General features: G+C 60.9%; 27 protein-coding genes. 14 read left to right on the forward strand and 13 right to left on the reverse strand.

The genetic code is table 11. From position 1 onward, the window contains the following. Positions 1–2 precede the first annotated feature (2 nt). Entirely contained in the window at positions 3–1,343 is a 1,341-nt protein-coding gene (locus CX511_RS07830; protein ID WP_101292134.1) for a TolC family outer membrane protein, read from the forward strand. Here the strand turns inward: CX511_RS07830 and CX511_RS07835 are convergent. Both CX511_RS07835 and CX511_RS07840 read right to left on the reverse strand, forming a co-directional pair. After that, entirely contained in the window at positions 1,340–2,533 is a 1,194-nt protein-coding gene (locus tag CX511_RS07835; RefSeq protein ID WP_045187324.1) for an MFS transporter, read from the reverse strand. The genes CX511_RS07830 and CX511_RS07835 overlap by 4 nt on opposite strands. A 144-nt stretch (positions 2,534–2,677) precedes the next feature. Next, positions 2,678–3,427 (reverse strand): 3-oxoacyl-ACP reductase family protein, encoded by a 750-nt coding sequence (locus tag CX511_RS07840; RefSeq protein WP_045187056.1) that lies wholly within the window; start codon positions 3,425–3,427, stop codon positions 2,678–2,680. A gap of 109 nt (positions 3,428–3,536) precedes the next feature. Between CX511_RS07840 and CX511_RS07845 the strand changes: the two genes are divergently transcribed. Next, a complete protein-coding gene (locus CX511_RS07845) occupies positions 3,537–4,484 on the forward strand; it encodes a LysR family transcriptional regulator (RefSeq protein WP_045187058.1) in 948 nt (315 codons plus the stop codon). 40 nt (positions 4,485–4,524) lie between these two features. Here the strand turns inward: CX511_RS07845 and CX511_RS07850 are convergent, their stop codons facing one another. Together CX511_RS07850 and CX511_RS07855 are read right to left on the reverse strand one after the other, a co-directional pair. Continuing rightward, positions 4,525–5,007 (reverse strand): GreA/GreB family elongation factor, encoded by a 483-nt coding sequence (locus CX511_RS07850; protein WP_045187059.1) that lies wholly within the window; start codon positions 5,005–5,007, stop codon positions 4,525–4,527. A gap of 5 nt (positions 5,008–5,012) precedes the next feature. Then, entirely contained in the window at positions 5,013–5,387 is a 375-nt protein-coding gene (locus tag CX511_RS07855; RefSeq protein ID WP_045187061.1) for a hypothetical protein, read from the reverse strand. 122 nt (positions 5,388–5,509) lie between these two features. Between CX511_RS07855 and earP the strand changes: the two genes are divergently transcribed. Next, positions 5,510–6,643: an elongation factor P maturation arginine rhamnosyltransferase EarP gene (earP, locus tag CX511_RS07860; protein ID WP_101292135.1), complete on the forward strand. Its 1,134-nt coding sequence runs from the start codon at positions 5,510–5,512 to the stop codon at positions 6,641–6,643. Positions 6,644–6,691: 48 nt separating this feature from the next. After that, on the forward strand, positions 6,692–7,264 hold the full coding sequence (locus tag CX511_RS07865) for an elongation factor P (protein ID WP_045187067.1): 573 nt from the start codon (positions 6,692–6,694) through the stop codon (positions 7,262–7,264). 66 nt (positions 7,265–7,330) lie between these two features. Here CX511_RS07865 and CX511_RS07870 read toward each other — a convergent pair whose 3' ends face one another. The 3 genes from CX511_RS07870 to CX511_RS07880 form a co-directional block, all read right to left on the reverse strand. Continuing rightward, on the reverse strand, positions 7,331–7,759 hold the full coding sequence (locus tag CX511_RS07870) for an organic hydroperoxide resistance protein (protein ID WP_101292136.1): 429 nt from the start codon (positions 7,757–7,759) through the stop codon (positions 7,331–7,333). A 126-nt stretch (positions 7,760–7,885) separates the two neighbouring features. Next, positions 7,886–8,341, reverse strand: a complete 456-nt coding sequence (locus CX511_RS07875) for a MarR family winged helix-turn-helix transcriptional regulator (protein ID WP_045187069.1) — start codon at positions 8,339–8,341, stop codon at positions 7,886–7,888. Positions 8,342–8,399: 58 nt separating this feature from the next. Beyond that, positions 8,400–9,353, reverse strand: coding sequence for a LysR family transcriptional regulator (locus CX511_RS07880; RefSeq protein WP_101292139.1), 954 nt, complete (start codon positions 9,351–9,353; stop codon positions 8,400–8,402). 110 nt (positions 9,354–9,463) lie between these two features. Here CX511_RS07880 and CX511_RS07885 point away from each other — a divergent pair, with 110 nt between their 5' ends. After that, complete coding sequence (locus CX511_RS07885; protein WP_045187070.1) at positions 9,464–10,213, forward strand: sulfite exporter TauE/SafE family protein; 750 nt, start codon at positions 9,464–9,466, stop codon at positions 10,211–10,213. Here CX511_RS07885 and CX511_RS07890 read toward each other — a convergent pair. Further along, positions 10,203–11,057: a LysR family transcriptional regulator gene (locus CX511_RS07890; RefSeq protein ID WP_045187072.1), complete on the reverse strand. Its 855-nt coding sequence runs from the start codon at positions 11,055–11,057 to the stop codon at positions 10,203–10,205. The genes CX511_RS07885 and CX511_RS07890 overlap by 11 nt on opposite strands. A gap of 97 nt (positions 11,058–11,154) precedes the next feature. Here CX511_RS07890 and CX511_RS07895 point away from each other — a divergent pair, with 97 nt between their 5' ends. Together CX511_RS07895 and CX511_RS07900 are read left to right on the forward strand one after the other, a co-directional pair. Next, positions 11,155–11,376: a DUF1127 domain-containing protein gene (locus tag CX511_RS07895; RefSeq protein WP_045187074.1), complete on the forward strand. Its 222-nt coding sequence runs from the start codon at positions 11,155–11,157 to the stop codon at positions 11,374–11,376. Positions 11,377–11,434: 58 nt separating this feature from the next. Further along, on the forward strand, positions 11,435–12,676 hold the full coding sequence (locus CX511_RS07900) for a winged helix-turn-helix domain-containing protein (RefSeq protein WP_045187075.1): 1,242 nt from the start codon (positions 11,435–11,437) through the stop codon (positions 12,674–12,676). Here CX511_RS07900 and CX511_RS07905 read toward each other — a convergent pair. After that, on the reverse strand, positions 12,657–14,003 hold the full coding sequence (locus tag CX511_RS07905; protein WP_045187078.1) for a class II 3-deoxy-7-phosphoheptulonate synthase: 1,347 nt from the start codon (positions 14,001–14,003) through the stop codon (positions 12,657–12,659). The genes CX511_RS07900 and CX511_RS07905 overlap by 20 nt on opposite strands. A gap of 129 nt (positions 14,004–14,132) precedes the next feature. Between CX511_RS07905 and CX511_RS07910 the strand changes: the two genes are divergently transcribed. Together CX511_RS07910 and CX511_RS07915 are read left to right on the forward strand one after the other, a co-directional pair. Continuing rightward, a complete protein-coding gene (locus tag CX511_RS07910) occupies positions 14,133–14,888 on the forward strand; it encodes a spermidine synthase (RefSeq protein ID WP_045187081.1) in 756 nt (251 codons plus the stop codon). Positions 14,889–15,244: 356 nt separating this feature from the next. Next, positions 15,245–16,906 (forward strand): DEAD/DEAH box helicase, encoded by a 1,662-nt coding sequence (locus tag CX511_RS07915; protein ID WP_038608503.1) that lies wholly within the window; start codon positions 15,245–15,247, stop codon positions 16,904–16,906. A gap of 178 nt (positions 16,907–17,084) precedes the next feature. On the opposite strand, the gene CX511_RS07920 is transcribed toward CX511_RS07915, so the two are convergent. Further along, complete coding sequence (locus tag CX511_RS07920; RefSeq protein ID WP_045187084.1) at positions 17,085–17,852, reverse strand: DODA-type extradiol aromatic ring-opening family dioxygenase; 768 nt, start codon at positions 17,850–17,852, stop codon at positions 17,085–17,087. A 103-nt stretch (positions 17,853–17,955) separates the two neighbouring features. On the opposite strand from CX511_RS07920, the gene CX511_RS07925 reads away from it, so the two are divergent. Then, on the forward strand, positions 17,956–18,606 hold the full coding sequence (locus CX511_RS07925; RefSeq protein ID WP_045187086.1) for a thiopurine S-methyltransferase: 651 nt from the start codon (positions 17,956–17,958) through the stop codon (positions 18,604–18,606). 46 nt (positions 18,607–18,652) lie between these two features. On the opposite strand, the gene htpX is transcribed toward CX511_RS07925, so the two are convergent. Together htpX and CX511_RS07935 are read right to left on the reverse strand one after the other, a co-directional pair. Further along, positions 18,653–19,540 (reverse strand): protease HtpX, encoded by an 888-nt coding sequence (gene htpX, locus CX511_RS07930; RefSeq protein ID WP_045187091.1) that lies wholly within the window; start codon positions 19,538–19,540, stop codon positions 18,653–18,655. A gap of 222 nt (positions 19,541–19,762) precedes the next feature. Next, positions 19,763–20,974: a pyridoxal phosphate-dependent aminotransferase gene (locus tag CX511_RS07935; RefSeq protein WP_045187094.1), complete on the reverse strand. Its 1,212-nt coding sequence runs from the start codon at positions 20,972–20,974 to the stop codon at positions 19,763–19,765. A gap of 167 nt (positions 20,975–21,141) precedes the next feature. Here CX511_RS07935 and msrB point away from each other — a divergent pair, with 167 nt between their 5' ends. Together msrB and CX511_RS07945 are read left to right on the forward strand one after the other, a co-directional pair. Continuing rightward, positions 21,142–21,534: a peptide-methionine (R)-S-oxide reductase MsrB gene (gene msrB, locus CX511_RS07940; protein ID WP_045187096.1), complete on the forward strand. Its 393-nt coding sequence runs from the start codon at positions 21,142–21,144 to the stop codon at positions 21,532–21,534. 16 nt (positions 21,535–21,550) lie between these two features. Beyond that, positions 21,551–22,036, forward strand: coding sequence for a glutathione peroxidase (locus tag CX511_RS07945; RefSeq protein ID WP_045187099.1), 486 nt, complete (start codon positions 21,551–21,553; stop codon positions 22,034–22,036). Here CX511_RS07945 and CX511_RS07950 read toward each other — a convergent pair. After that, on the reverse strand, positions 22,029–24,389 hold the full coding sequence (locus tag CX511_RS07950; RefSeq protein ID WP_101292137.1) for a response regulator: 2,361 nt from the start codon (positions 24,387–24,389) through the stop codon (positions 22,029–22,031). The two genes, CX511_RS07945 and CX511_RS07950, sit on opposite strands and share 8 nt — an antisense overlap. Before the next feature lie 82 nt (positions 24,390–24,471). On the opposite strand from CX511_RS07950, the gene CX511_RS07955 reads away from it, so the two are divergent. Together CX511_RS07955 and msrC are read left to right on the forward strand one after the other, a co-directional pair. Next, positions 24,472–25,362 (forward strand): ATP-binding protein, encoded by an 891-nt coding sequence (locus tag CX511_RS07955; RefSeq protein ID WP_045187103.1) that lies wholly within the window; start codon positions 24,472–24,474, stop codon positions 25,360–25,362. Further along, positions 25,359–25,841, forward strand: coding sequence for a free L-methionine (R)-S-oxide reductase MsrC (gene msrC / locus CX511_RS07960; RefSeq protein ID WP_045187106.1), 483 nt, complete (start codon positions 25,359–25,361; stop codon positions 25,839–25,841). The genes CX511_RS07955 and msrC overlap by 4 nt, the downstream gene beginning before the upstream one ends. The last annotated feature ends 19 nt before the right edge of the window (positions 25,842–25,860 follow it).

Below are 25,860 nucleotides of genomic sequence, written 5' to 3' on the forward strand. Positions count from 1 at the left end.
GAATGAAAAGCTTGATGACCGGGCTGCTGGCGGCGTTCGCCCTGACAACCGTGGACGCTGTGCAGGCCATGGGGCCGTTTCAAGTCTACGAGCAAGCCTTGCGTAAAGACCCAGTGTTCCTTGGCGCGCTCAAGGCCCGTGAGTCGGGACAGGAGTACCGGGCCATTGGCCGCGCCGGATTGCTGCCTAACCTGTCCTACAACTACAACAAGGGCCGCAACGACTCCGAGGCCAGCTATCTGGGCGATTCGCGACGTGAAAGCGAAGATCGTCACTACGACAGCTATGGCTCCAGTTTCATCCTCCAGCAACCGCTGTTCGATTACGAGGCCTATGCCAGTTATCGCAAGGGTGTGGCGCAGGCGCTGTTTGCCGACGAGGAGTTTCGCGGCAAGAGTCAGGAGCTACTGGTGCGGGTCATGACCAGTTATACACAAGCGCTGTTCGCCGAGGATCAGATCGGCATCAGTGTGGCCAGCAAGCAGGCCTATCAGCAGCAGTTTCAGCAAAACCAGCAGTTGTTCCAACAAGGTGAGGGGACCCGCACCGATATCCTTGAAGCCCTGGCGCGTTACGAGCTGGCCGACGCTGAAGAAATCCAGGCGCGCAACGATCAGGATGCCGCCTTGCGTGAGCTCGGCGCATTGATCGGTGAGCCGGCGGCGCGGATCGATGAGCTGGCCCCCCTCAACGACGGTTTTTCGTTGCTAACCGTGCAACCGTCCAGCTTCGAGGCCTGGCATGAACTGGCGCTGGCCAACAACCCGCAGTTGGCTTCTCAGCGTCAGGCATTGGAAATGGCGACGTATGAAGTCGAACGCAATCGCGCAGGGCATTTGCCCAAGGTGACGGCCTATGCCACGTCACGGCGCATGGAATCCGACAGCGGCAACACCTACAACCAGCGCTACACCACCAACACCATTGGTGTGGAAGTGAGCCTGCCGCTGTTCGCCGGTGGCGGCGTATCGGCGTCGACCCGCCAGGCCAGCCGCAACCTGGAGCAGGCCGAGTACGAACTGGATGGCAATACCCGCAGTACCTTGATTGAGTTACGACGCCAGTACAATGCCTGCCAATCCGGCGCCAGCCGCCTGCGTGCCTACGAGCGGGCGCTGACCTCGGCCAAAGCCCTGGTGGTTTCGACCCGTCAGAGCGTACTGGGGGGCGAGCGGGTCAACCTCGATGTACTCAATGCCGAACAACAGCTTGCCACCACCCGTCGCGACCTGGCCCAGGCGCGCTACGACTACTTGCTGGCCTGGATCAAGCTGCATTACTACGCCGGCACGTTGCGCGAGGAACACCTGGCCAAGGTCGATGAAGCTTTCATCCGTCGTTAGGCTGTGCGTGCCCGTAGGCTGCGCTGACGCTCAGCCAGCACCCAGACCAGCAAGGCAAGGCTGCCAATGGTCAGGCCGGCGAGAACGATGCCGTTCCAGCCATAGGTCTGAAACAGCTGGGTGCCGAGCAGCGAGCCCAGCGCACCTCCGATGAAATAGCAGGTGATGTAGCCCGCGTTCAGGCGATTGCGAGCTTCCGGGCGCAGCACAATCACTGCGTTCTGGTTGCTGACATGCACCAATTGCACGGCCAGATCGAGCAACAGCACGCCGATCAACAGTGCTACCAGCGACGATTGGGCGAACCCCAGCGGTATCCAGGACAGCAACAGGGCCAGCAAGCCAACCGTGGTGCCCAGCGGGCCCTTGCCGCGATCGGCCAGGCGTCCGGCCCAGTTGGCTGACAGTGCACCGGCGGCACCGGCCAGGCCAAACAGGCCGATCACTGCGTCCGAGTACTGGTAGGGTTCAGCCGCCAGGAGAAATGCCAGTGGCGTCCAGAACAGGGCGAACAGGCTGAAGGCCAGCAAGCCGAGCAGCGAGCGCAGGCGCAGTACCGGCTCATCGGCGAACAAGCGAAACACTGAACCAATCAGCGCGGGATAGCTGAGCCCGGCGTGTTGGTGACGTTCCGGCAGGGCCCGTGCCAAGGCAATGGCACAGATCGCCATCAGCGCCGCGGCCAGCAGGTAGATGCTGCGCCATCCGCCCAGTTCGGCCATGAAACCGGCCGCCGTGCGGGCCAGGAGGATGCCCAGCAGCAAGCCGCTCATCAGCGTTCCGACCACTCGCCCGCGCTGGCTCGGATCGCTCAAGCCCGCTGCCATTGGCACCAGTACCTGAGCCACAACCGAGAACAGGCCGGTCAGCGTGGTCCCCAGTAACAGCCAGACCAGGCTTGGTGAGAAGGCACTGATCAACAGGCCCAGGGTGCTGATGGCGATCATGCTGACGATCAGGCGGCGCTGCTCAAACATATCGCCCAACGGTGCCAGCAGCAGAAGACCGGCGCCGTAGCTCAGTTGTGCGGCAATGACGATGGCCCCGGCGCTGACGGTGGTCAGGCCGAAATGCTCGGCAATGCTGTGCAGCAACGGTTGTGCGTAGTAGTTGCTGGCCACGGCGAGGCCGGTGGCAGTTGCCATCAGCAGGATCAAACCGCGGCTTAAGGGAGAAGTGGGGGAGGTCATGGGGCCATCTTGGTCAGTTGCAGTCAGGGTGTGACAGTAGCGGAAATCCTGGGTGATCGGGTCGAAAAAACCGACCCGGACCGCGCCGGCTTTTGTCGACAAGATCAACAAAATCCGGCGCGGTCGGCGTGGCACTTCAGTGCATCAGGCGGCAAAGCCACCGTCGATGGTCAGGCTGGCACCGGTGATGTAGGCCGCCTCAGGGCTGGCCAGGTAGGCGACGAAGCCCGCGATTTCCTCAACCTCCCCATAGCGACCTACCGCCATATAGCCCATCAAACTCTCGGCGAATTCGCCATGGGCTGGGTTCATCTCGGTGTCGACCGGGCCAGGCTGGACGTTGTTGATGGTGATGCCCAGCGGGCCAAGGTCGCGGGCCAGGCCACGGGTCAAGCCAACCAACGCTGACTTGCTCATGGCATAGGGACCACCGCCGGCAAAGGGCATGCGTTCGGCGTTGGTACTGCCAATGTTGATAATCCGGCCACCCTGGCCCATGTGCCGAGCGGCGGCCTGGGTGGCAACAAAGACGCTGCGCACGTTGACCGCCAGGGTCCGGTCGAAGTCATCCAGGTCGAATTCCAGCAACGGCGCGACGGCCAGGACACCGGCGTTGTTGACGAGGATATCGAGCCGGCCGAAGGTTTCGACCGTGGTTTCTACGGCGCGCTGCACGGCGCTGGCATCAGCGCTATCGGCTTGGATCGCCAACGCGTTGCCGCCACTGGCAAGGATACTTTGCTGCAACGCCTGGGCTTGCTCAGTGGCATTGGCGTAGGTGAAGGCGACACTGGCACCTTCAGCGGCCAGGCGTTTGACGATGGCTGCGCCGATACCGCGTGAGCCGCCCTGGATCAAAGCCACTTTGCCGTTGAGGCGAGTTTGAGTCGACATGTTCTGCTCCCGAAAATACCAGGCGTGATGCCTTGGATAAGGCTCAGTATCGACCGCAGATTACCCTCTGTGTAGCCACTAATCGCTATAGTCTGTGTAAACCAGAAGTATGGAATCGCCAGCTGTGGAAACGTTTAGCAGTATCGAATGCTTTGTTCGTAGTGCCGAAGTCGGCAGCTTCGCCGAGGCTGCGCGGCGCTTGAGCCTGACGCCGGCGGCGGTGGGCAAGAATGTTGCTCGCCTGGAGACGCGCTTGGGCGTGCGCTTGTTTCAGCGCAGCACGCGGCGCCTGACCTTGACCGAAGCCGGACAACGTTTTCTCGGCGAAGTGGCCACCAGCTTCCAGACCATTCAGCATGCTGTGGCTAACCTTGCCAGCGCCGAAGGGCAACCGGCGGGAACCTTGAAGGTGAGCATGGGCACGGTGTTCGGGCGCTTATACATCGTGCCCTTGCTGGCCGAGTTTCTGCAGCGCTTTCCGGCGATCAGCCCGGATTGGCATTTTGACAATCGCCAGGTCGACCTGATCGGCCAGGGTTTCGATGCTGCTATTGGCGGTGGTTTTGACCTGCCCCAAGGCGTCGTCGCCCGCAAGCTGACCCCGGCGCATCGGATTCTGGTAGCGGCCCCGGCGTACCTGGAGCAGCATCCCGCGATCTGCCAGCCGGCTGATCTGCAAACGCTTGATGGGATTCTCATCCGCTCACCGCAAACCGGGCGGGTGCGCTCCTGGCCGTTGACCCATTGTCAGCAGGAACAGACCCCGCTGCAGATTCGCTTACGTATGACCATGAGTGATTCGGAAGCGGCTTGTGCAGCGGCGCAGCAGGGGCTGGGGGTGGCATTGGTGAGCATGCCGTTTGCCGTGCCTTACCTGCAGGCGGGCAGCCTCTTGCGAGTATTACCGGATTGGTATGTGGATGATGGCAACATCAGCTTGTACTACGCCGAGCACAAGCTGTTGCCGGGCAAGACGCGGGCGTTTGTCGAATTCATCATCGAGCAGTTTGCCCAGCAGGGATTGGCGCAGCGCTTCAATGCGTTGGGGGCCCTGTAGCCGCCTCGTGCCTCGCCAGCGGCTACAGCAGGTACTGTGTTTAGCAGACCTCAACCACCACAAAGTGCTGCTGCTTGCCTCCGAGAACCAAGCTGACGTCGTCATCCTCGCGTTTACCCATCAGGCTTTGCCCCAGCGGCGAGCGCGGCGTAATCACCGTCACCAACTGCTCGCCCTGACCAATTTTCAAGCCGGCGCCTTCAGGCCCGAGGAACAAGCGCTGGCAGCTACCGCTCTCAGCCTCCAGCGTGACCAGATTGCTCACCTGAATACCGAGCGCCGGATCGTAATCGCGCAACAGCAATTGTTGATACGCCGCCCGTGCCTGACGAATCTCTTCCATGCGCCGGGCTTGTCCGGTTGCCAGGTAGGACGCCTCCAGGCCCAAGGTGTCGTACTTGTTTTCAGCGATGTTTTCTTCAGCGGTGGCCGCTTCATAGGCGGTCTGCGCCGCGCGCTGGGCCACCTCTAAGTCGAGGCTCAAGGTGTCGATGATGCGTTGCAGCAGGTCGGCTTTGTTCATGGCGATCAGTTACAGAATTCCAGGACGAGGGCGCGGCTCTTTTCGGTCGGCGCGGTGCGGTTCTGTTGCAGCCAGAACTGGCACTTGGGGTTGGCCAGGTTGCGCATGTTGCCTTCGGCTTGGTCCTCGGCTTGTTGCACTTGTTGGTTGTGCAGAATCTGTTTGTACTGCTCGAACATCTGGCTCTGCTGATCGGCAGCGGGCGCAGCCGCGGGTGGCACCAGCACTTGGCTCAAGGGATGTACGGTCTCTGGCATCAGGCGCCACGCCAACCACAGGCTCAAGGCGATGGCTGCCGCGCCGAGCCATAGGCCCAAGGCGATGCACAGGGTCAGTTGCACGGGCTTGAGGCTGATCTTCAGTTCACGAGGGCGGGGCATGGCGGCCTCCTGGCCAGGGCACGGGCGCTCATTGTCGCATGCCGCAACGGGTTTTTTTCGTGGCACGCTTTTGTCTGCGATGATTTACCCGGACAATCGGCGCTTTTTTACAGGGGCCAGCGATGAAAACGCACTGGGACATCTTCTGTTGTGTCGTCGACAACTACGGCGATATCGGCGTGACCTGGCGCTTGGCCCGGCAACTGGTGGCCGAACAGGGCGTGGCTGTGCGCTTGTGGGTGGACGACCTCAGCGCATTCGCGCGCATCTGCCCTGACGCTGACGCCCAGGTTGCGCAGCAGTGGCAACAGGGTGTGGAGGTCTGTCATTGGCAGGCCGACTGGCAGGAAACCGCTGTGGCTGATGTGGTCATCGGCGCTTTTGCCTGTCAGTTGCCGGCAGCCTATGTGCTGGCCATGCTCGACTGCCCACGGCCACCGCTGTGGCTGAACCTGGACTACCTGAGCGCTGAAACCTGGGTTGAAGGTTGCCATGGCTTGCCTTCCCCGCAGCCCAATGGCTTGCGCAAGGTGTTTTTCTTTCCCGGTTTTACCGCCAAAACCGGGGGGTTGTTGCGCGAGGCGACACTGCTGGCCCGGCGTGAAGCGTTCGAGCAGAGCCCGAGCGCGCGTGAGGCATTTCTGCAAGGACTGGGTGTGACACCCGCCAGCGACGCTCGGCTGATCTCGCTGTTCGCCTACGAGAACCCGAGCCTGGCCAGTTGGCTAGACGCCCTGGCCGCCGACAGTCGCGCCAACCATCTGCTGGTCCCCGAAGGACGTGTGCTGGGCGATGTGCAGGCCTGGCTTGGCGGGCAACCTTTGCCTGTGGGCGCTGTGGCAACGCGTGGCGCCCTGACCGTGCAGATCCTGCCCTTCGTCAGTCAGGATGAGTACGACCCGTTGCTCTGGTGCTGCGACTTCAATGCCGTGCGCGGCGAAGATTCGTTCGTGCGTGCGCAATGGGCTGGCCGCCCGCTGCTCTGGCATATCTATGTGCAGGAAGAGTACGCCCACTGGGAAAAGCTCGAGGCATTTCTGGATCACTACGTCGTGGGGTTGTCGCCATTGGCGAAAGCGGCCATCGTCGATTTGTGGCGCGCCTGGAACATGGATCGCGATATGGGGCCGGCTTGGAAACAGGTACTTGAGCACTGGGCCGAACTCGACCTGCACGCCCGGCGCTGGAGTGCCGAGCAGGCCGCTCAGCCGGACCTTGCCACGGCGCTGGTACAGTTTTACCGAAATTGGCTATGATATGCGGCCTCGATTTTTGTAAATCCATCCAAATTCGGATATCTCGCAATGAAAACTGGTAAAGAGCTGAAACCTGGTACCGTACTGCGGATCGACAACGACCCGTGGCTGGTTCAGAAAGCTGAATTCACTAAGTCGGGCCGTAACAGCGCGATCATGAAGACCAAGCTGAAGAACCTGCTGACCGGCTACAAGACCGAAACCGTTTACTCGGCTGATGACAAGCTGGACGACGTGATCCTGGACCGCAAAGAAGCGACCCTGTCGTTCATCAGCGGTGACACCTACACGTTCATGGACACCACCGACTACACCATGTACGAGCTGAACGCCGAAGACATCGAGGCCGTTCTGCCGTTCATCGAAGAAGGCATGACCGACGTCTGTGAAGCCGTGTTCTTCGAAGATCGTCTGGTTTCGGTTGAACTGCCGACCACCATCGTTCGTAAAGTTGCTTACACCGAAGGTTCCGCCCGTGGTGACACTTCTGGCAAGGTCATGAAGCCTGCCAAGCTGAGCAACGGTACCGAACTGAGTGTTGCCGACTTCATCGAAATCGATGACATGATCGAGATCGACACCCGCGAAGGCGGCTCCTACAAGGGCCGCGCCAAGGTTTAAACCTGGCGTTTGCGCGAACACGAAAACCCGGCCTAGGCCGGGTTTTTTTATGCCTGGGCTTGACCCTCAGACCGTGACCTTCAGGCGCACATCGACATTGCCGCGGGTAGCGTTGGAGTACGGGCAAACCTGGTGGGCTGCGTCTACCAGGGCTTGCGCCTCGGCCTGTTCCAACCCAGGCAGGTTGATGTCCAGGTCAATGTCCAGGCCAAAACCGCCGGGGATTTGGCCAATGCCGACCTTGGCGGTGATCGAGCTATCAGTCGGGAGGGCTTTTTTCTGCTGGCCGGCGACGAACTTCAGGGCGCCGATAAAGCAGGCCGAGTAGCCGGCAGCGAACAGTTGCTCGGGGTTGGTGCCATCACCACCCGCGCCACCCAACTCCTTTGGGGTGCTCAGCTTGACTTCCAGCTTGCCGTCGCTGGAGCGTGAACCGCCGTCGCGACCGCCAGTGGACTTGGCTTCGGCAATGTACAGGGGAGTGACCTTTTGCATGTTGAGCCTCGCGTGTTTGCTGCGCCGTGGCGCTGGTGGGTGTGAAAATTAATTTAGTGCACAGTTATTTAGTGCGCAAGTTAATTTTTCGACCTTCCGTACGAACGGTCACTCACAGCATAGACCTCAGAGGTTTTTTTGCAGATTCGCCCGCAGTTCCAGCAGGTCGGCTTGCAGCTGTTGCAGGCGTTCGAGGCTCTGGCCGCTGGCGCTCAAGATGCACGGTGGTACGCGTTTGGCCTGTTCCTGCAGGGCGCGGCCTTGGTCGGTCAGTTGCACTTGCACCACCCGTTCGTCGTCACGGCTGCGCGTGCGCTTGAGCAAGCCTTCGGCTTCCAGGCGTTTGAGCAGCGGGGTCAGTGAGCCGGGGTCGGTCAACAGGCGCTGACTGATTTCACCAACGGTCAGGCCGTCCTGTTGCCATAGCACGAGCATGGCCAAGTACTGTGGATAAGTCAGCCCCAGCGCTTGCAGCAATGGTTTATAGACCTTGGTCATGAGCAGTGAGGTGGAATGCAGGGCAAAGCACACCTGGTTGTCCAAGAGCAATTCGTCGCACGGAGCGTGGGTGTCGGCGTTCATGCAAATCCTTTGATCAGTTGGTCGATAAAATTTATCACGCTGTTAATTTGTGCGCTTATTACCAGCGCAGTTCGCTTTGCAGGGCCAGGTCCCATGGCGGCACGGGGCTGAAGCGGCTCTTGAGGAATTCGAGCAGCAAACGACTGCGAGAGTTCGTTTCATGTTCCAGGCGCAGCGCATAGATGCCGCTGGATTCGACGGCGGGCAGACCGTTTTCGCAGAACAGCGGCAGCAGCTCGCCACGCAGCAGGTATTCACTGATCAGCCAGGTTGGCAGGTGGGCAATGCCCAGCCCGGCCAAGGCGCCGAACAGTAGGGTTTCGGCGTTATTGGCGCTCATGCGCATACGCGTGGGGCGATACAGGCGCATCTGGCCGTCGACGGTAAAGCGCCAGGCGAAGGGCGGGGCCAAACCGTCCCAGTCCAGGCCATCGTGTGCGGGCAGTTCGGCGGGGCTTGCCGGAACGCCACGTGCGGCCAGGTACGCCGGGCTGGCGCAGGCGATACGGACCATGTAGGCCAGCGGGGTGGCCACCAGGCGAGTGTCGGCCAGGGGGCCGGCGCGCAAAACCAGATCGACTTCTCCCAGGTGTGAGCCATGCAAATCGACGAAGCTGTCGATCAGGCGCAGTTGCACATCGAGTCCTGGATAGGCGACGAGAAAGTCGGCGATTGCCGGGGCCAGGTGGCGCCGACCGAAGGCTGCCGGGGCATCGATGCGAATCAGGCCTTCCGGGGCATTGCTCAGCGACACCGCCTCGGCGCGGGCCAGGCGCAGCTCCTCGAGGATACGCCGGGCCCGTTCGGCAAAGGCATTGCCTGCTGGTGTCGGGCGCACGGCGTGGGTGCTGCGCACAAACAGGCGGCTGCCGACGGCGCTTTCCAGAGCGTCGATGCGCCGCGCCACGGCGGACGGCGTAAGCGGATGGCGACGGGCGGTGGCGGAAAAACTGCCGGTTTCCAGTACATCCAGAAACAGGCTGAGTTGTTCGGTGAGGGCATCCGGATTCATTTCTGGGTTCTGCTTTTGCGTAATTGGCACAGCCATTGTGCGTTGCTGTGCGTTTCCCCGCTAGCGTTGGCTCGGTAGCATGCAGCGATTGGACTTTCAGAGAGATGGCAATGATCGAGTGGGCAATGTACATAGCGCTGGGCGCTGCACTGGGAACAGTCGGCGGGCTGTTCGGTATCGGCGGCGGGCTGATCGCGATTCCGGCGCTCGGCGTACTGTTCGGTCTCGACCAACAACTGGCGCAGGGCACGGCCCTAGTCATGGTCGTGCCCAATGTGTTGCTGGCGTTGTGGCGCTATCACCAGCGCAACCGCATCGAGTTGCGTCATGCCTTGCCGCTGGCGGTTGCCAGCTTTGTTTTTGCCTGGCTCGGTTCGATCTGGGCAGTGGGCGTGGATGCGCAATCGATGCGCTTCGGTTTTGTCCTGTTCCTGGTTGCCCTGGCGGCCTGGAACCTGGCGCGGATGTTTATGCCCAAGGCGCAGCCGAGCAGTGAGCTGCGCCACTCCTGGCCCTGGCTTGGCGTGCTGGGTGGCGGGGCCGGGGTGCTCGGCGGCTTGTTCGGTGTCGGTGGCGCGGTGGTGGCGACGCCAGTGCTGACCAGCGTCTTCGGCACCACGCAAGTGGTGGCCCAAGGGCTGTCGCTGGCCCTGGCTGCGCCCAGCACCGCGGTTACCTTGCTGACCTATGGCGTGCACCAGCATGTGCAATGGAGCATGGGGATCCCGCTGGCGCTGGGTGGGCTGCTGAGTATCAGCTGGGGCGTGAAACTGGCTCACGCCTTGCCGGAAAAGGTCCTGCGTTCGCTGTTCTGTGGCTTCTTGGTGCTCTGCGCGGTGATGCTGGCGTTCAAGATCTGAAGCCTTCGATGATGTAGTCGGCCATGCAGTCGGTCATCTGCGACTGGCTGCTGTTGTTGCGCAGCAGCATGATGCTGGCGGTCGGCAACAGGGGCAGCCCCTCGGCTTCACCGATCACGCGCAAGTCGCTGGTGATCAGGCTCTGCAACTGCGCGGTGACGGCCAGGCCAGCGCTGACCACCGCCATGATCGCCGGGGTGCTGGCGCTGGTATAGGCAATGCGGTACTCCTTGTCGATCGTATCCAGAGCATTGCAGGCCCAGGTCCGGCAACAGCAGTCGGTATTGAATACCGCCAGGGGTAATGGATTGTGCTCATGCGGGCAAAAGCCTTGGGCCTGGACCCAGACAGCAGGCTCCCGGCGCAGCAGCTGGCCGACTTCATGGCCGGGTTCACAGGTGACGATGGTCATGTCCAGGTCCTGGCGTTGCATCAGTTGACGCGAGCTTTCGCAGTGAACCTCGACCTGGATCAAGGGGTAGGCCTGGGCGAAACTGGAGAGGATGCCGGGCAGAAAGCGCATGGCGTAGTCATCTGGCGTGCCGATGCGCACCATACCGACCATGTGCGGCATGCGCAGGGTGTTGAACACTTCGCCGTGAAGTTTGAGGATGCGCCGGGCATAGCCGAGCAGCACCTGGCCCTCGGCAGTCAGGCGCACCTGGCGGCCATCACGCTCGAATAGCTGGCGTTGGATGATGTCTTCTTCCAGACGTTTCATCTGCATGCTTACCGCTGACTGGGTGCGGTTGACCACTTCACCGGCGCGGGTGAAGCCGCCGTGTTCGGCAATGGCGACGAAGGTGCGCAGGACGTCGGAGTCGATACTCTGGTACTGGGACATTGCATCAATCCCCTAGATGTATGACATAAGAAACATTCGTTGGATTGATCTTAGGCCCGCCCTGACACTGTCGTCATCCCACACGGAGGGTAAGACGATGAAAGGTCAGGTTCTGGTTCATCCCCACGCTGCTTACAGTGGCTTCTCCCACCTTGTCCATGGCGTCGTTCAGCAACTGGCACGCTGGCACCAGTTGCACCGGCAACGGATGGAGCTGGCGCGCCTGAGTGATGCGGCACTGCACGATCTGGGCATGAGTCGCGTCGATGTGCTGCAGGAGGTGGAGCGGCCATTCTGGGATGACCCGCTGAAAAAATGAGTCGCGCCATTAAGGTGTCGCTACTACCTTAAGTGGGCTTGTTCAGAGGGAGTCGGGCATGCCCACCAGTCAAACCTTTTCCTTGCTGCAGGCACGCCGTCTGGTGTTGTCGGCTCAGGGCTTCGCGGCGCGGGCACCCCGTTCAACGGTGAGTAGCGCTCATCTGCAACGGGTGTTCGCGCGCTTGGGCGTCGTGCAGATCGATTCGGTCAATGCCTTGGTGCGCTCCCATTACCTGCCACTGTTTTCCCGCCTGGGTAGTTATCCACAGGCGCTGTTTGACCAGATCGCCTGGGGTGGCAGTCGCCAGCGCAGGCTGTTCGAGTATTGGGGGCATGAAGCCTCATTGTTGCCGCTGGATCTCTATCCCTTGCTGCGCTGGCGCATGGACCGTGCGCGCCAGGGCCAGGGTATTTATCAACAGTTGGCCCGCTTCGGCCGTGAGCAGCAACCGACCATCGCGCGCGTGCTTGCTGCTGTCACGGCTCAAGGCGCATTGGGCGCTGGCAGTTTGTCGACTCGCGCCGAGCGCGCCGGCCCGTGGTGGGATTGGAGTGCGGAAAAACATGCCTTGGAATGGCTGTTTGCCGCAGGCCTGGTCACCGTGGCCGGACGGCGTGGCTTCGAGCGCTTGTACGATTTGCCGGAGCGAGTGCTGCCTGCGGCGCTGTTGCAGCAACCACTGCTCGACGAGGCCCAGGCGCAACGGCGATTGTTATTGCAAGCGGCAAGCGCCTTGGGTGTGGCCAGCGAAAAAGACCTGCGTGATTACTATCGGCTGAGCCCGACAGACAGTCGCGCGCGGGTCGCCGAGTTGGTCGAGGAGGGGCAATTGCAAGTTTGTGCCGTGCAAGGTTGGTCGCAACCGGCCTACTGCCTGGACAGCGTGCGGTTGCCGCGTAAGGTGGTTAGCCACGCGCTGCTGTCGCCATTCGATTCGTTGGTGTGGGAGCGCGAGCGGACCGAGCGGTTGTTCGATTTCCGCTACCGCCTGGAGATCTACACCCCGGCGCACAAGCGGGTGTATGGCTATTACGTGTTGCCCTTTTTGTACAACGAGCGGATGGCTGCGCGGGTTGATCTGCGTGCCGAACGGGCCAGTGCGCGTCTGGCCATCCATGCCGTGCATGAAGAAGCGCAGGGGCTGGATGAAGCGGGCATGCAGGCCCTGGCAGACAGCCTGTGGCGCTTGGCAGGTTGGCTTGGCTTGAGTCAGGTGCAACTCAATTGTCCGCGGGCCAGCGCAGCACGATTGCGTCCGGCGCTGGCCCGCAGCGTTTTCAGCGACGGACTTGCTTGAGGGTTTCGGCGATCAGGAAGGCCAGCTCCAATGACTGATCGGCGTTCATCCGCGGGTCGCAGTGGGTGTGGTAGCGGTCGGACAGCGCGTCTTCGGTGATCGGTCGGGCGCCGCCGATGCATTCGGTGACGTTCTGACCGGTCATTTCGATGTGAATGCCACCGGCATGGCTGCCTTCAGCCTGGTGCACCTGGAAGAATTGCTTGACCTCGCTGAGGATCTGGGCGAAATCGCGGGTCTTGTAGCCGCTGCTGGCCTTGATCGTGTTGCCGTGCATCGGGTCGGAGCTCCACAGCACCTGGCGACCTTCGCGCTCGACGCTGCGGATCAGAGCCGGCAAGTGGTCGCCGACCTTGTTGGCGCCCATGCGCACAATCAGGTTGAGGCGGCCGGGATCGTTGTCCGGGTTGAGCACATCGATCAGGCGGATCAGCTCTTCGGTGTTCATGCTCGGGCCGACCTTGACCCCGATCGGGTTGTTGACCCCGCGCAGGAACTCCACGTGTGCACCGTCGAGTTGACGGGTACGGTCGCCGATCCAGAGCATGTGCGCCGAGCAGTCGTAGTAGTCGTTGGTCAGGCTGTCGCGGCGGACGAAGGCTTCTTCGTAGTTCAGCAACAAGGCTTCGTGGGCGGTGAAGAAACTGGTTTCACGCAATTGTGGCGAGCTGTCCATGCCACAGGCGCGCATGAACGCCAGGGTTTCGTCGATGCGGTCGGCCAGTTGGCTGTACTTTTCCGCCAGCGCCGAGTTGGCAATGAAGTCCAGGTTCCACTTGTGCACTTGGTGCAGGTCGGCAAAGCCGCCCTGGGCGAAGGCACGCAGCAGGTTCAGGCTGGCGGTGGACTGGTGATAGGCCTGGAGCAAGCGCTCGGGATCGGGCACCCGGCTTTTTTCGTCAAAGCCAATGCCGTTGACGATATCGCCACGGTAGGCCGGCAGCGTCACCCCGGCGATGGTCTCATCACCGGCCGAACGTGGCTTGGCAAATTGTCCGGCCATGCGTCCGACCTTGACCACCGGGCAGCCAGCGGCAAAGGTCATGACGATAGCCATCTGTAGCAACACCTTGAAGGTGTCGCGAATTTTGGCCGCGGAAAACTCGGCGAAACTCTCTGCGCAATCACCGCCTTGGAGGAGGAAGGCGCGGCCCTGGGTGACCTCGGCGAATTGCCGGCGTAGCTCTCGTGCCTCGCCAGCGAAGACCAGCGGCGGGTAGCTGGCCAAGGTCTGTTCGACCTTGAGCAGGTGCGCAGCGTCAGGGTAGGTCGGTTGTTGCTGGATCGGCAGGGCGCGCCAGCTGTCAGGGCTCCAGGATTGGTTCATCACAGGCTCGGTCAGGTCGGAAATGGGCTGTCTGCCATGGTAACAGTTGCTGGACGCCTTGTTGCACTGGCGCGGTTGACGGACAATGGCGGTTTTTGCTTGGGGCAGCGGCGCTTGCCGGGAGACAGCATGACAGTGGAACGGGTAGAGCGCTTGCTGGCCCAGGTGCAGGATCAATACGGCACCATTAGCGTGCTGGAAGTTGAGGACTACCGGTTTCTCGAGTTTGGCGAGGCGATCGAGCAGAGTTGCGTGTTCACCGCCGACCCGAGCTGGCTGGAATATGACTATACCCGCGCCATGCTGATTGGTGCGCTGTGCCACGCCGAGCCTGAGAGTGCGTTGTTTCTCGGCCTGGGTGCCGGCACCCTGACCCAGGCCTGCCTGAAGTTTTTGCCGCTGGAAGACGTCGAGGCCATCGAGCTGCGTCCTGATGTACCGCGCCTGGCCATCGAATACCTGGGCCTGGACGACGACCCACGGCTGTACATCCGCATTGGCGATGCCATGGAGCTGCTCAATAGCGCCGAATCCGCCGACCTGATCTTTGTTGACCTGTACACCGATCACGGTCCAGGGGTTGCACATTTGGCATGGCGCTTCCTTGAGGATTGCCAGAAGCGTCTGAATCCCGGTGGCTGGCTGGTGATCAACCAGTGGGCCGGGGACGACGGCAAACCGCTGGGCGCTGCTTTGTTGCGCGGTCTCTACCACCGCCATTACTGGGAGCTGCCGGTCAAGGAGGGCAACGTAATCATCATGGTGCCTGCCGACCTTGAGCAAACCCTGGACATGGACGGCCTCAATGCGCGTGCAGAGGCCTTGGCGCCGCGTCTGGGCTACTCGTTGCAACCGCTGATCACAGCCATTCGCCCGGCCTCCTGAGCCGCGCCGTTGAGCGGTCGGCGGAAAATCGATTCAGCCGCCCGCCACCTCACCGCCACCAGACCCGTGGTAACGTGGTCTGGCGCCGGCGTGTTGGAATAAAAAAATCTCCCGTGATTTGCGAATTCAGGTATAGTACGCGCCGGTCTTTTACCGGACCTCGTTTAGGTAGTGCAATTCCCCGAAGCCAGCTTCGGCTGCGCGTCCGCCCCGCGGACTCTCCTTGACGTTCCTATTTTTCTTCAATCGTTTTCGCAAATCCCCGCCGACAAAGCTGCCAGGGTGACCTTCGGGTCTTACAAGGCATGTGCAGCTTTGGAGCATGGGTCTTTGCGGATGCACTTAGAGGCAGACCCATGACCCAGGAAACCGGCGGCTTCGCCGCTCTCGATCTTCATCCGAGCATTGTTGCTGCAGTATTGGCTACCGGCTACGAAGAGCCATCCGCCATTCAGCAGCAGTCGATCCCGATTATTCTCGCCGGTCACGACATGATCGGTCAGGCGCAGACAGGTACCGGTAAAACCGCTGCCTTCGCACTGCCTATCCTGAACCGTATCGACCCGAGCAAGCGCGAGCCGCAAGCCCTGATCCTGGCGCCAACCCGTGAGTTGGCGCTGCAAGTAGCCACCGCTTTTGAAACCTACGCCAAGCAGATGCCGGGCGTTACCGTGGTGGCCGTATACGGTGGTGCCCCAATGGGCCCACAACTGAAAGCCATCCGCAATGGCGCGCAAATCGTCGTTGCTACCCCGGGCCGTCTGTGCGACCACCTGCGTCGCGACGAGAAAGTCCTGGCAACCGTCAACCACCTGGTGCTCGACGAAGCCGACGAAATGCTCAAGCTGGGCTTCATGGACGACCTCGAAGTGATCTTCAAGGCCATGCCGGAAAGCCGTCAGACTGTGCTGTTCTCGGCCACGCTGCCTGCCTCGATCCGCGCCATTGCCGAACGTCACCTGCGTGACCCGAAGCACGTCAAGATCCAGAGCAAGACCCAGACTGTAACCGCTATCGAGCAAGCCCACCTGATGGTCCACGCCGACCAGAAGGTTTCCGCTGTCCTGCGCCTGCTGGAAGTGGAAGAGTTCGACGCGCTGATCGCCTTCGTGCGTACCAAGCAAGCCACCCTCGACCTGGCCAGTGCCCTGGAAGCCAAAGGCTACAAAGCCGCTGCGCTGAACGGTGACATTGCCCAGAACCAGCGTGAGCGCGTCATCGACTCGCTCAAGGATGGCCGTCTGGACATCGTCGTTGCTACCGACGTCGCTGCCCGTGGTCTGGACGTACCGCGCATCACTCACGTGTTCAACGTTGACATGCCGTATGACCCAGAGTCCTACGTTCACCGTATCGGCCGTACCGGTCGTGCTGGCCGTGAAGGTCGTGCACTGCTGCTGGTCACCCCGCGTGAGCGTCGCATGCTGCAGGTGATCGAGCGTGTTACCGGGCAGAAAGTTGCCGAAGTTCGTCTGCCTAACGCCCAGGCCGTTCTTGATGCGCGCATCAAGAAGCTGACCAACAGCCTGGCACCGCTGGTTGCTGATGCTGAGTCGACCCACGGTGACCTGCTTGATCGTCTGACTGCCGACATCGGTTGCAGCCCGCGTGCCCTGGCTGCAGCCCTGCTGCGCAAGGCAACCAACGCGCAGGCCCTGACCCTGGAAGCAGTCGAGAAGGAGCAGCCGCTGGTTCCGACTTACACCCCGCGTGAGCGCACTGGCGAGCGTCCAGAGCGTGGCGAGCGTGAGCGTCGTGCACCAATGCCGCTGGGCGAAGGTCGTGCCCGTTGCCGTACCGCGCTGGGTGCGCGTGATGGTATCGCGGCCAAAAACCTGCTCGGCGCCATCCTTAACGAAGGCGGCCTGGCCCGCGAAGCAATCGGCCGCATCCAGGTGCGTGATAGCTTCAGCCTGGTCGAGCTGCCGGAAGAAGGTCTGGAGCGTCTGCTGGCCAAGCTCAAGGACACTCGTGTTGCCGGTAAGCAGCTGAAGCTGCGCCGCTACCGCGAAGACTGATCCGCTAGTACTAAAAAATCCCCGACGCGTTCGGGGATTTTTTTTGCCTGTAAAAACAGATATCTCACGTAGCCGCTGCCGTCAGGCTGCGATCGGCTGCGAAACAGTCGCCATCCAGTCATCCTTATGGGCCTGAATGGCGGCCGTTTCACGCCCGATCGCAGCCTGGCGGCAGCGGCTACGAAAACCGATAGATATCCATGCCCAGCGCCCCCAAGGTGAAACCCTGGTGGGCAATAGCGAACTGTCCACCGGCGCCACGGGCAAAATATAGCGGCAACAAATGTTCATCGCTCGGATGATTGTGTGCCGCAAACGGTGCCTGCTGTCGGTAGTCATGCAGGGCAGGGGTGTCGTCGGTCGCCAGCTTGTCGATCATCCAGTCACGAAAGGCCAATGCCCAAGGCTCAATGCTTTCCGGGCCGGCATGCCAGTCCAGTTCGCCGAGGTTATGGGTGATGCTGCCAGAGCCGATCAACAAGATGTCTTCTTCGCGTAAGCCAGCCAGCGCGCGGCCTACCAGTTCCTGCAGTTGCGGGCCGAGCTGGGTCGGCAGGGAAATCTGCACCACCGGAATGTCGGCCTTGGGGTACATCAGCGACAACGGCACCCAGGTGCCATGGTCGAACGGACGCTGTGGGTCCAGGCGAGCGGGCAGGCCGGCAGCACACAGCAGTTGGCTGACCCGTTGGGCCAGGGCGGGATCGCCGGGGGCCGGGTATTGGACGGCGTACAAGGCCGCTGGAAAGCCACTGAAGTCATGCCAGGTGTCCGGTTGCGCATGGCTGGACACTAGCAGCTCACGGCTTTCCCAGTGCGCTGAGACCACCACGATGGCTTTCGGCTGCGCCAGCTCGGCGGCCAAGCGCTTCAAGGCCGGGCCGCTGGCCCCTGGTTCCAGGGCAAGCATGGGCGAACCATGCGAAATAAACAGGCTGGGCAGCATAAGGGCGCTCCTGACGTTAAGATGAGCTCATCTTCAGGCACAATATTGATCTAAATCTAATATAAGTTTTCGCAGTATTTGATCGAATTTATCGAGGTGAGAGATGCAGGCGGAGTTTTGGCATTCACGCTGGGCGAGCAATCAGATCGGTTTTCATCAGCCTCAGGTCAACAGTTACCTTCAGCAGTACTGGCCGACGCTGGCGGTGTCGGCAGGAGAGCGGGTGCTGGTGCCTTTGTGCGGTAAGAGCCTGGACATGCTCTGGCTGGCCGGGCAGGGCTTGCAGGTGCTCGGTGTCGAGCTGTCAGAGCGGGCCGTGGAGGACTTCTTCAATGAGCACCAGTTGCAGCCGCAGGTGGAGCAGTGTGGCGCTTTCAAGGTCTACCGTTGTGAGGGCATCGAGATTCGTTGTGGCGATTTTTTCGCGTTGACGGCCGAGGATGTCAGCGGCTGCACCGCCTTGTATGACCGTGCCGCAGTGATTGCCCTGCCAGCAGCCATGCGCAAACGCTATGTTGCCCATTTGCAGGCAATACTGGCGCCTGCCGCCAAGGGCTTGTTGATCACCCTGGATTACGATCAGTCGAAAATCGACGGGCCGCCCTTTGCCGTGACCGATCAGGAAGTACAGGTGCTGTTCGCCGCCTGGCATCCGCTCGCGCAAGCCGCGCACGATGTATTGGCCGAAAGTCCGAAGTTTCAGCAGGCTGGCGCCAGCCACCTGTTTGAGCGGGTCTATCGATTGCAGCGCTAAAACAAAAAGGGCGACCCGCAGGTCGCCCTTTTTCATGCGGTGTTGCTTAGCCGCGGCGGCGCAGGGCTTCGATACGATCTTCCAGCGGTGGGTGGCTCATCAGCAAGCCAGCCAGGCCTTGCTTGAGGCCGCCGTTGATGCCGAAGGCGTTCAGGGTGTCAGGCATGTGCACTGGCACGCCCTGTTCCGAGCGCAGGCGCTGCAGGGCGCCGATCATCGCGCCAGTACCCGCCAGGCGGGCGCCGGCTTCGTCAGCGCGGTATTCGCGTTTACGCGAGAACCACATGACGATCATGCTGGCCAGGATGCCCAGAATCAGCTCAGCAACGATGGTTGCGATGTAGTAGGCGATGCCTTGGCCTTCTTCGTTCTTGAAAATCACCTTGTCGACAAAGTTGCCGATAATGCGGGCGAAGAACATTACGAAGGTGTTGACCACACCCTGGATCAACGCCAGGGTGACCATGTCGCCATTGGCCACGTGGCCGATCTCGTGGGCCAGGACCGCACGTACCTCATCGGGCGAGAAGCGCTCCAGCAGGCCCTGGCTGACCGCAACCAGGGCGTCGTTGCGGTTCCAGCCGGTGGCGAAGGCGTTGGCCTCGTAGGCCGGGAAGATGCCCACTTCCGGCATCTTGATGCCGGCTTCGCGGGACAGCTCTTCAACGGTCTGCAGCAGCCACTGTTCGTGGCGAGTGCGCGGCTGGCTGATGATCTGGGTGCCAGTGCTCATTTTCGCCATCCACTTGGAGATGAACAGCGAAATCAGCGAGCCGGCAAAGCCGAACACGGCGCAGAAAATCAGCAGCTGGTCGAGCTTGAGGTCAACCCCGTTTGCCGCCATGAACCCATTGAAGCCGAACAGGCTCAAGGTAATGCTGGCAATCAGCACAACCGCAAGGTTGGTGGCTACAAACAGTAAGATGCGCATCATGGTTGTTACGTTCTCCTGACGGATAAAAATGTCACGTATGCGGGGTATATAAGGTGCGGGCTCCAGTGATTCAACCGGGCGACTATTTCAAACTGTGTACTTCTCTGTATTACAGTCGAATTCCGTCATCCCGCACGGCAGAACGCCAGGACTTACAGAGGCGGTAATTAAGCGGTAGGACCTGCGCCGGAGTTGGCGCAGGTCTTCCCAAAAGCCTGTAGGTTACTGCTGATATGTCTTCAGGAAGTTTCCGATGCGGCCGATGGCTTGTTCCAGGTCATCGACCCGAGGCAGGGTGACCACGCGGAAGTGATCTGGCCATGGCCAGTTGAAGGCGGTGCCCTGGACGATCAACAGTTTTTCCGAGAGCAGCAGGTCAAGGACGAACTTTTCGTCGTTGTGGATCGGGCAGACTTTCGGGTCAATCCGCGGGAAGGCATAAAGCGCCCCCATGGGTTTGACGCAGCTGACACCGGGAATGTTGTTGAGCAGCTCCCAGGTGCGGTTGCGCTGCTCCAGCAGGCGGCCGGGTGGCAGAACCAGATCATTGATGCTCTGGTAGCCGCCCAAGGCGGTCTGAATGGCGTGCTGGCTCGGAACGTTGGCGCACAGGCGCATGTTGGCCAGCATGTCGATGCCTTCGATGTAGCTCTGGGCGTGCTGCTTGGGCCCGGAGATGGCCAGCCAGCCGGAGCGGAAACCCGCCACCCGGTAAGACTTGGACAAGCCGTTGAAGGTCAGGCAGAGCAGGTCCGGGGCCAGCGATGCGGTGCTGATGTGCACCGCCTCATCGTAAAGAATCTTGTCGTAGATTTCGTCGGAGAACACCACCAGGTTGTGCTGGCGCGCCAGCTCCAGCATGCCCAAGAGCAATTCACGCGAGTACACCGCGCCGGTGGGGTTGTTCGGGTTGATGATCACCAGCGCTTTGGTGTTGGAAGTTATCTTGGCCTTGATGTCGTCAAGGTCCGGGAACCAGTCGGCCTGTTCATCGCACAGGTAGTGCACCGGGTTGCCGCCGGCCAGGCTTACCGCGGCGGTCCACAGCGGATAGTCCGGTGCCGGGATCAGGACTTCATCGCCGTTGTTGAGCAGGGCCTGCATCGACATCACGATCAGCTCGGAGACGCCGTTGCCCAGGTAGATGTCTTCGATACCGACACCTTCGACCTGCTTTTGCTGGTAATACTGCATGACCGCCTTGCGCGCGCTGAACAGGCCTTTGGAGTCACTGTAGCCCTGGGCAGTCGGCAGGTTGCGGATCACATCCTGGAGGATTTCGTCGGGCGCTTCGAAACCAAAAGGCGCCGGGTTGCCGATGTTCAGCTTGAGGATGCGATGGCCTTCCTCCTCCAGGCGTTTGGCGTGCTTGAGCACCGGGCCGCGAATGTCATAGCAGACATTGGCGAGCTTGTTCGATTTGCTGACCTGCATGATGTGATCCCGATTAGAAAAGATCGCCGCGCACTGCGCTGTGAAATCGTTTGAAATGCGTGTAACGCGGGTGCCAGACTGATGTCTGATGAGGCGCAATAATATACGTGCCGACCGCGTTGTGGAAAAGACGCAGCGCGGGGTTTTTAGTCTGCCGAGGCCTGCACATGGAAAAGATTGAGAAAACCCTGGACGAATGGCGTGCAATGCTTGATCCGGAGCAGTACAACGTTTGTCGCCTGAAGGGCACCGAGCGGCCGTTCAGTGGCAAGTACAACGGCACCAAGACTGACGGTGTCTATCACTGTATCTGCTGCAACGCTGCGTTGTTCGATTCTAACGCCAAGTTCGACTCCGGTTGTGGCTGGCCAAGCTTCTACGAGCCGATCGAGAACCGCGCGATGATCGAGATTCGCGACACCTCCCACGGCATGATCCGTACCGAAGTGACCTGCGCCCAGTGCGATGCCCACTTGGGTCACGTATTCCCCGATGGTCCAGCGCCGACCGGGCTACGCTATTGCATTAACTCGGTCTGCCTGGACCTGGTGCCACGCTAACAGAGGAGATAGGCGCATGGCCGACGCGCTGCTGAACATTCCCTGCGTCACCTTGGCGGGTGAGCAGAAGGTCCTGGGCGATTTCCAGGGCAAAGCCTTGCTGGTGGTCAACACTGCCAGCCAGTGCGGGTTTACCCCTCAGTACAAGGGCCTTGAGCAGCTCTGGCAACATTATCGCGAGCAGGGTCTGGTGGTGCTGGGCTTTCCCTGCAACCAGTTCGGCAAGCAGGAGCCGGGTGATGCGCGGGAAATCGCCCAGTTCTGCGAGATGAACTTCGGCGTCAGCTTTCCGCTGTTTCGCAAGATCGAGGTCAATGGTGATGCCGCGCATCCGCTGTATGTCGAGCTGAAGAAGCGCGCGCCGGGTTTATTCGGGTCGCAAAAAATCAAATGGAACTTCACCAAGTTCCTCGTTGACCCTGCAACCGGCAAGGTGACCCGCTTCGCGCCGAGCACCAAACCCGAGGCGCTGGTGGCCACAATCGAGAAACTGCTCAAGTAGCCAGCACGGGTACCCAGTGATCGATCAGGGCCAGTAGCTCTTCACGACGGAAGGGCTTGGCCAGGTAATCATTCATCCCCGCCGCCCGGCAGCGCTCTCGCTCTTCGGGCATGGCGTTGGCAGTCAGGGCGACGATCGGCAGATTTGGCCAGCGTCCGCTCTGACGGATCCGTCGGCTGGCCTCATAGCCGTCCATGACCGGCATGTTGCAATCCATCAGCACCAGCTCGAACGGCGTGTGCTGTAACTGCTCCAGCGCTTCGGCACCATGGGCGGCAATGTTCACCTCGCAGCCGAGCTTGGCCAGCATGCCCTTGGCTACCAACTGGTTCACCGGATTGTCTTCTACCAGCAGGATGCGGGCGCGACGTTGGCTGTGCAGGGCGCGCTGTTGGGCACTGGGGTTAACGCTGTCGGTGCCCTGCAGGGTGTGCCGCAACACCTGGTACAGGGTGTTGCGCGCCAGTGGCCGAGCCTGCTGTTGCAAGGGTGTCAGGCTGGCGGCCTGTTCACCGGGAAGAAAGTTGCCATAGGCGGTCACCAGCAGGATCGGTGCCTGAATCTGTGGTCGAATCTGGAACAGGCTGTCCAGGTCGTCTGTTATCAACAGGTCAGGAGATGCGTCGCTCAGCTCATCGGGATGGTCATGGCGGCAATACTCCAGCCCCCATTCAGGCAGCAGGGTTTGCAACAGTTCGGCCAGACCGCTGCTGGCATTGCTGATCGCCGCGACACGACCGTGCAGGCGTTCGGCAGGCACCGCCGGGGTGTGGCAGGGCAGGGGTAGTTCAGCACTGAACTGGCTGCCAAAGCCGGCTTCGGAGCTGATGCTCAAGCGACCCTGCATGGCCTCGCAGAGGTTGTTGGTCAGGGCCAGCCCCAGGCCGGTACCGCCGTACTGGCGGGTAATCCCGGCCCCGGCCTGAATGAAGGGCTGGAAGATCCGTACCTGGGCTTCATGAGGGATACCGATACCGGTGTCGCAGACTTCCAGGCGCACGCCGCCGTTGCAGGCGCGAAGGCGGACATCGACGCGACCGAAGCGGGTGAACTTGAGCGCGTTGGACAGCAGGTTGCTGACAATCTGGCGGACACGGGTGGGGTCGCCGAGGACCATGCTGGGAAACTGCGAGTCGATCAGACAGGTCAGCTCGACACTGGGTGCAGCGTTCTGCGACAACAGGTTGGCAGTGTCTTCGACCAGCGCGCCAAGGTCGAAGGGGATGCGCTCAAGTTCCAGTTGGCCGGCGTCGAATTTGGACAGGTCGAGAATGTCGTTGAGCAACTCCACCAGCACCTTGCCAGAGTCATGGGCAATCGACAGCTGTTGGCGCTGTTCGGCGTTCAGTGGGCTGTCCAGAGACAGTGCAATCATCCCCAGCAAGCCATTGAGCGGTGTGCGGATCTCATGGCTCATATTGGCCAGAAAGGCTGCCCGGGCCTGAGCCATGTCCAGGGCGCGTCGTCGTGCATCTTCCAGTTCTTCGTTGGACTGGCTCAGGCGGGTGTTGCTGGCCTTGAGTTCATTGGTGCGCGCCGAAACGATATTTTCCAGTTCGTTGAGGTACTCGGTCAGGCGATTTTCGGCGTTGCGCCGTTGCTGAATTTCGGTGGCCATGCTGACGAACTGCTGATTGGCAACCTTGACCAGTACGCCGATCTCATCGTGCTCATGGCCAGGCGGGTACGACAGCTTCGACTGCTCAGGCTGGCGTGAGTCGCGATTGGCCAGGGCACTGATCACGCGCACCAGGGGTTTGGTCAGCATGAAGTAGAACAGCGCCAGCAGGATGCCGGTGAGGATCAGGCTGCGCATGAAGCCATTGAGCAAGGTCACCTCAGCGCGCTTGAGGAAGCGGCCGCCAAAGGCAAAGGTGTCGACTTCCAGGTACAAGGTGCCCAGGTAGTCGTTGGGCATGTGGCTGAGATACAGCGGGTCGTGGAAGTTTCGGCTTTCCCCGAACAGGAAATCGCTGATCAGACGGTAGCTGCTTTCTTCGCGAGGGCGTTGAACATCTGCAAGCACCGTGTCGTTGTTGTCGATCAGCCGCGCGCGGGTGATCGCTGGCGATTGCAGCAGGCCGCCGGTCAGCTCTTGGGCCAGCTCCGCATCGATGTTGTAGGCGATGCGTGAGGCCGGGTTGTGACTGATTTGCAGCAAAGCCTGCATCTCGCGGTTGATGGAGGCGTCTTCGCTGGCATAATCGATACCAATCTGAATGAGACTGAGCAATGTACCCAGGATGAAGCCGACCAGGACTGTCAGCCGGGCTTGCTTGTAGGACAGGCGATTGGTGAACTTGATATCCATGAGTCCCGAGCCAGTTTCACTTTCCGTGCGCTGCGCAAGCATAGCCGATCAGTCCCGGCTGCTGGCACGCCCTGTCACACATTCAGCAATGCCGTTGTCCTTGAATCTGTCTTGAGGAAACCTTGTGGACTCTCGTTTGAATGCTTTTCTGGAGCGCGCCGAAACCGTGCTCGCCCGTCTTGAACCGTTGTTGCCGGCCCCGCGCCCGCAGATCGACTGGAATCTCTGTCTGGCTGCACGCTGGCAGCGTGATGGCCGTAGCGGCTATCTGCTGCCGCTGGAGGTCAGCCTGGACATGCGCCTGTCTGATTTGATCGGCGTCGACCAGCAGCGCGAGCAATTGGGTCGCAATACGCGTCAGTTCCTCGATGGCATGCCTGCCAACCACGCTTTGCTGTGGGGGTCGCGCGGCACCGGCAAGTCGTCGCTGGTGCGGGCACTGCTGGCCGAGCATGCCGAGGCTGGCCTGCGTCTGATTGAAATTGAACGTGATCACTTGGCCGACCTGCCGCGCGTCGTCGAGCAACTCAGCAAGCTGCCCCAGCGATTTGTGTTGTTCTGTGACGATTTGTCGTTTGAAGCCGGGGAGGGTGACTACCGGGTGCTCAAAAGCGTGCTGGATGGCTCGCTGGAGCAAGCGCCGGACAACGTTCTGTTGTACGCCACCTCGAACCGCCGCCACCTGGTGCCGGAAAAGCAGAGCGACAACGAAAACTGGAAGATGGTCGATGGCGAGTTGCACCCCAACGAAGCGGTGGAAGACAAGATCGCCTTGTCCGACCGCTTTGGCCTGTGGCTGTCGTTTTACCCCTTCAGCCAGGACCACTACCTCAATGTCGTCGAGCACTGGATTGGCCAGTTGGCAAGCACTGCCGGGCTGAACTGGCAGCGCGACGAAGCGCTGGACATCCTCGCTGTGCGCTGGGCCACTGGCCGCGGCAACCGTAATGGCCGTTGTGCCTATCAGTTCGCTCGTTACTGGGTTGGACTGCAACTGTTGGAGCAAAAAAGATGATTGACCTCAATGCTTCTGGCGCAGGCCTTGAAGGCTACGGCCTGCTGGCTGCACAGTTGGAAGCGCTGTTTGCCGATGAGCGCGACTTCATTGCCAATGCGGCACAGTTTTCCGCCTTTCTTTACAGCCAGGTCGAAGACCTGAACTGGGCAGGTTTCTACCTCAATCGTAATGAAGAGTTGGTGCTGGGGCCGTTCCAGGGCCAGGTCGCTTGTGTGCGGATCCCGTTCGGCCGTGGTGTGTGTGGCGCTGCTGCCGCCAGCCGGGAAACCCAGCGGGTCGAAGATGTGCATGCGTTTGCAGGGCATATCGCTTGCGATAGCGCATCGAACAGTGAACTGGTGATTCCGCTGGTCAAAGAAGGGCGTTTGATTGGTGTGCTGGACCTGGACAGTCCGAAGCTGGCGCGCTTCAGCGAGGCGGATCAAGTCGGGCTTGAACGCCTGGCGGCAATCTTTCTGCGTTTGAGCGACTGCTGACTATTTGAAAACTTTCGAT

The sequence above is a fragment of the Pseudomonas sp. S06B 330 genome, from assembly GCF_002845275.2.
Taxonomy (GTDB): Bacteria; Pseudomonadota; Gammaproteobacteria; order Pseudomonadales; family Pseudomonadaceae; genus Aquipseudomonas.